The organism is Okeania sp., from assembly GCF_983059655.1.
In genome coordinates this window covers 1-4,763 of record NZ_CEZPJD010000296.1, presented here as the reverse complement: position 1 = coordinate 4,763, position 4,763 = coordinate 1, and the positions used below count along the sequence as shown (strand labels likewise).

At 32.0% G+C, this 4,763-nt stretch carries 3 protein-coding genes; 2 read left to right on the top strand and 1 reads right to left on the bottom strand.

Features of this window, described 5'->3' with window-relative positions; all coding sequences use genetic code 11:
* Positions 1 to 692: 692 nt before the first annotated feature.
* Positions 693 to 2,069, top strand: coding sequence for a HAMP domain-containing protein (locus AC3DU7_RS16995; protein WP_488040504.1), 1,377 nt, complete (start codon positions 693 to 695; stop codon positions 2,067 to 2,069).
* Between the two features lie 329 nt (positions 2,070 to 2,398).
* Here the strand turns inward: AC3DU7_RS16995 and AC3DU7_RS16990 are convergent, their stop codons facing one another.
* A complete protein-coding gene (locus AC3DU7_RS16990; RefSeq protein WP_488040503.1) occupies positions 2,399 to 3,007 on the bottom strand; it encodes a hypothetical protein in 609 nt (202 codons plus the stop codon).
* A 765-nt stretch (positions 3,008 to 3,772) separates the two neighbouring features.
* Between AC3DU7_RS16990 and AC3DU7_RS16985 the strand changes: the two genes are divergently transcribed.
* Positions 3,773 to 4,618: a hypothetical protein gene (locus tag AC3DU7_RS16985; RefSeq protein ID WP_488040502.1), complete on the top strand. Its 846-nt coding sequence runs from the start codon at positions 3,773 to 3,775 to the stop codon at positions 4,616 to 4,618.
* Positions 4,619 to 4,763 lie beyond the last annotated feature (145 nt).

The following is a 4,763-nucleotide window of genomic DNA, read 5'->3' as shown; positions in this document are numbered from 1 at the left end:
CATTTCAGTTATCAGTTAGCTTTCTATCGGATGAATTTTCCTAGGGAATGCTACGTAAACGTTAACATTACCTCTAGCTTCAGCTAGAGGGTTAAAATCTGGAATATTCTATTTTTTTATCCCCCTTTTAAGGGCAGGCTATTGACCATAATTTTCAGTCATAGAAAGATTAACTAAATTATTTCACGATCTTAAATTTATGATGATTTTATCATAATATAGCCTTTTCCAATTCACTTTAGATAAAGGATTTATAATTTCAGGGAACAAGCAAGAAATTAGGTGTAATACTAAGTGTGATAAATGTTGGCTACAAATAACTTTCTAGGTGGCAGGTGCTAGGTAAATAATTAACAATTAATTATTAATTATTTACTAACCAGTTTATTTGTAACATTCTTTTTTCACACTTGGTATGAGTTAATTGGGCGATCGACACATTAAGGTTAACTAAAAGCGAGTAATTTCTTCATAAGTTTGAATTTTCTTTGGAGATTAATTCCTCCTGAACGTGTGATAATCAGTTAATAACTTATAGCTGTTAACGTTAGAGTTTGTGCAGCATTCCGATAGGAAAGATCCTCTTTCAGAGGCAGTTCCTCCGATAGAAGGGTAGCTGATAGCTGATAGCTGATGGCTGTTTGCGCAGCATTCCGCAGGAAATGCTTAAAATGTAAATACAATAGTTATTAATGAAGAATAAACCTTTATGGATAGGTTTGATTAGTGGAGGAATAACTGCAATTGCAACTGCTATTGTCACAATGGTGTATTCCCCAACTTTTCTAAACAAAACTCACCGGAATTATGCGGTCGCTTGTACCGCAGGTATTACCAGTTTTCTTGCAACATTTAGCTTAGGTATTATAACGGCCCAAAAACTTCGTTATTCAACTAATAGATTAGAGAATTATCTAGAGGATATTTCTGAAGGGAAATATAATCTTAGAATTCCTATTTATGCTAATGACGAACTACAAGATTTGACTAAAAAATTTAATTCTATGGCTGACGTGATTTGTAATCTTCTGATTAATCTAAAAATTAGAGAGGAAAGCAGCGAACAAGATAAAGAAAAAATTGCTAGTCAAGTTATAAAATTGTTAGATAAAGTAGATACTGCTGCTCATGGTCAAATTTATGTAAAACTCAAAGTTAGATGCGAAGAATTGGGAGTAATATCTTATTGTATTAATATGACTCTCAACAACTTTCTGAAACTTGTTAAAAAAGTCAATTATAATAGTCAAGAAATTATTACTCTAATCGCAAAAGATAGTAGAACTATTTTTCAAAATTTATCTCTAGACAGTAATTTACAAGCAGAAGAAATAGATTCTTTTCTAACATCTTTAGAAGCGATAGTTGATACCTTTTATCAAAGAGCATATCAAGCATGGGAAGCTGAACAAGTTTATCAAGAAATTAGTAATTATGCTTCCATCAGTTACCAGTCAATAGGTAAAATTTTTCAAGAAATTATGGCAGCATATATGTTGATTTCAGAAATTCATCACAAAGCCAAAAGATTGACTGAGTATAATTATGATTTAAATAAAATCCAAGCTTTAGTCGAGCAAATGAATATTCACAGTAAATTTTTGTTACTCAATACTGCTATTTTTGCTTATAGGAAAACCAGCAACGAAGACCTACTAAAAATAGCAATAAAATTGCAAGAAATGGCAAATAATTGGGATTTAATCAAGAAAAGTTTAGAACACTTTCAACACAATGTTCAAAGCTTAAATCTGACTATTTCTGAGAATAATATAGTTGTAGAAGAATTCTCACAGCGAAAATTAGGAGAAGAAGTTAAACAAGGACTCACTAAAATTGTTCAGAATATCTATAAATTTAATAACTATATAAATAATGTTGCATCTTTGGGAGAAAATCAGACCGATAATCTACAAAAAATCACAGAATTTTTACAAATTATCCACAAGAAAAATATCGAAAAAAGTCAAGTCACAAAACAATTATATGATTCTTCACAAAAAATCATGAATATTACAGAGAGTTTAGCAGAATCAGTTAAACATTTTACTTTAGAAAAAACAGAATAATAATTGAGTTTGAAAGAAATTGCAACATCTAATAATAGAAGATTTTGATGATAAATTAGAGAGCAGGTATTAAGTAAGCACTTTTTTTTCACTAACCTGGCATTTATATCTCGGTTTTATGTTGATTTATACCCACTTACTGAAGAGGCGATCGCTAGATAAATTTTATCTGAATATTGCAGAAGAAAAAATATTGCCTTGTCTGAGTTTGAAGCTATTTATCTGTCCTAAATTTTCCTTAGGATGCTATATTATATTTTCCAAAAATTCTATTCTCAAAAGTTATTTTTCAACAAGCCAAAATACAGTTATGAAGAACTCAAAAAAATTTACCTTAGCTCTGGAGGATATTTGTTTTCTGAAAGAAAATATTGACGAATTTGAAACATTGGTCGCCAAGCAATAGCATTATAATTAGTACGAGCTGATGCTAGATTATTTCCTTGAGCATTAAATACTTCAAGCCATCCATCACCACCATCAGTAGTTGTGCGAATAATTAATGTATCTTGACCTTCAATAGTTATTCTCAATCCATAAGCTTTACCCCAGTCTCCTTCTTCCGCTTTATTATATAGTTTGTATGATTCCCAAACACTATTTGGTAGTTGATTGACTGTTGCTTCAAAATCATTTTCTCCATCAACTGCCATACATTTTTGTATCTCATCAAATTTCTGCAAGTCACTTAGATGAAGTCCTCCATACCCACTTACAAGGTGTTCAAGATTAAAGGCAAATCTTAACTGATACTCATATTCATGAACAAATTCTTTTTGTAGAAGTTCTTCTGCTTTTTCAATATATAATCCGTGAATATAAAAAGACAAATTTTCATAGGCTTTAATTACTTCGATATCTACAGGCTTTCCATCATCATAGACTTTTAAATATTTCTGAGAATAAAATCCTTTGACAGTTTCTACAAAATTACTCATTGTTAATTCCAAAAATTTTTACTCAAGAAAAATACGTTATAGAAAATTTAGCATAAATATTTTATTCCCCTGACATCCTCCTTTCAGGAATCAACAATTTTGACTTGGAGTAAACTCAAAATTTTAGAGAAAATTAAAATGATATTTACCCATACTTCCCATAGGCAAAAATTTCACTTTCCATACTTATATCTATAATTTAAAGAGCAATTTTTACTGCCAAAATTAAAGAAAACATCGTCAGTTTTTCTCAGAGCAAAAATTTCCGACTCCGACAAAAGATAAAGAGAGAAAATTTCCCATCTCCCACAGCCAAAAATCAGAAATTGCCAAACTTATATCTATATTTATGGGAAATTTTCACTGCCAAAGCCAACAAAAAGCAGACAATTTTTCCTCAGAGCAGAAATTTACGACTCAGGCAAAAGATAAATAGAAAAAATTCACCGCCTCCCACAACCAAAAATCAGAAATTGCCAAACTTATATCTATATTTATGGGAAATTTTCACTGCCAGAGTCAAAGAAAAGCCGACGATTTTTTCTCAGAGTAGAAATTCCGACTCATATAAAAGATAAATAGAAAAAATTCACCGCCTCCCACAGCCAAAAATCAGAAATTGCCAAACTACTATCTATATTTATGGGAAATTTTCACTGCCAGAGTCAAAGAAAAGCCGACGATTTTTTCTCAGAGTAGAAATTCCGACTCATATAAAAGATAAATAGAAAAAATTCACCGCCTCCCACAGCCAAAAATCAGAAATTGCCAAACTACTATCTATATTTATGGGAAATTTTCACTGCCAAAGCCAACAACAAGCAGACAATTTTTCCTCAGAGCAGAAATTTACGACTCAGGCAAAAAACAAATAGAGAAAATTCACCGCCTTCCACAACCAAAAATCAGAAATTACCAAACTGCTATCCATATTTATGGGAAATTTTAACTGCTAGAGTCAAAAAAAAACCTACAATTTTTCCTCAGAGCAGAAACTCCCGACTCCGACAAAAGATAAAGAGAGAAAATTTCCCATCTCCCACAGCCAAAAATCAGAAATTGCCAAACTTATATCTATATTTATGGGAAATTTTCACTGCCAAAGCCAACAAAAAGCAGACAATTTTTCCTCAGAGCAGAAATTTACGACTCCTACAAAAGATAAATGGAGAAAATTCACCACTTCCCACAGCCAAAAATCAGAAATTGCCAAACTACTATCTATATTTATGGGGAATTTTCACTGCCAGAGTCAAAGAAAAGCAGACAATTTTTCCCCAGAGTAGAAACTCCCGACTCCGACAAAAGATAAATAGAGAAAATTCACCGCCTTCCACAAGCAAAAATCATCAATTGTCAAACTACTATCTATATTTATGGGAAATTTTCACTGCCAGAGTCAAAGAAAAGCAGACAATTTTTCCCCAGAGTAGAAACTCCCGACTCCGACAAAAGATAAATAGAGAAAATTCTCCATCTCCCACAACCAAAAATCAGATATTGCCAAACTTTTATCCATATTTATACAGAAATGTTCACTGCCAGAGCCAACAACAAGCAGACAATTTTTGTTCAAAACAGAAATTCCCGACTCAGGCAAAAGGCAAATAGAGAAAATTCTCCATCTCCCACAGCTAAAAATCAGAAATTACCAAACTACTATCTATATTTATGGGAAACTTTCACTGCCAGAGTCAAAGAAAAACCGACAATTTTTCCTCAGAGCAGAAATTTCTGACTCAGGCAAAAGATAAAT

What these genes read in the sequence shown, in the direction of transcription:
- AC3DU7_RS16995 (WP_488040504.1), top strand. Translation starts at nt 693, where the DNA reads ATGAAGAATAAACCTTTATGGATAGGTTTGATTAGTGGAGGAATAACT.
- AC3DU7_RS16990 (WP_488040503.1), bottom strand. Translation starts at nt 3,007, where the DNA reads ATGAGTAATTTTGTAGAAACTGTCAAAGGATTTTATTCTCAGAAATAT.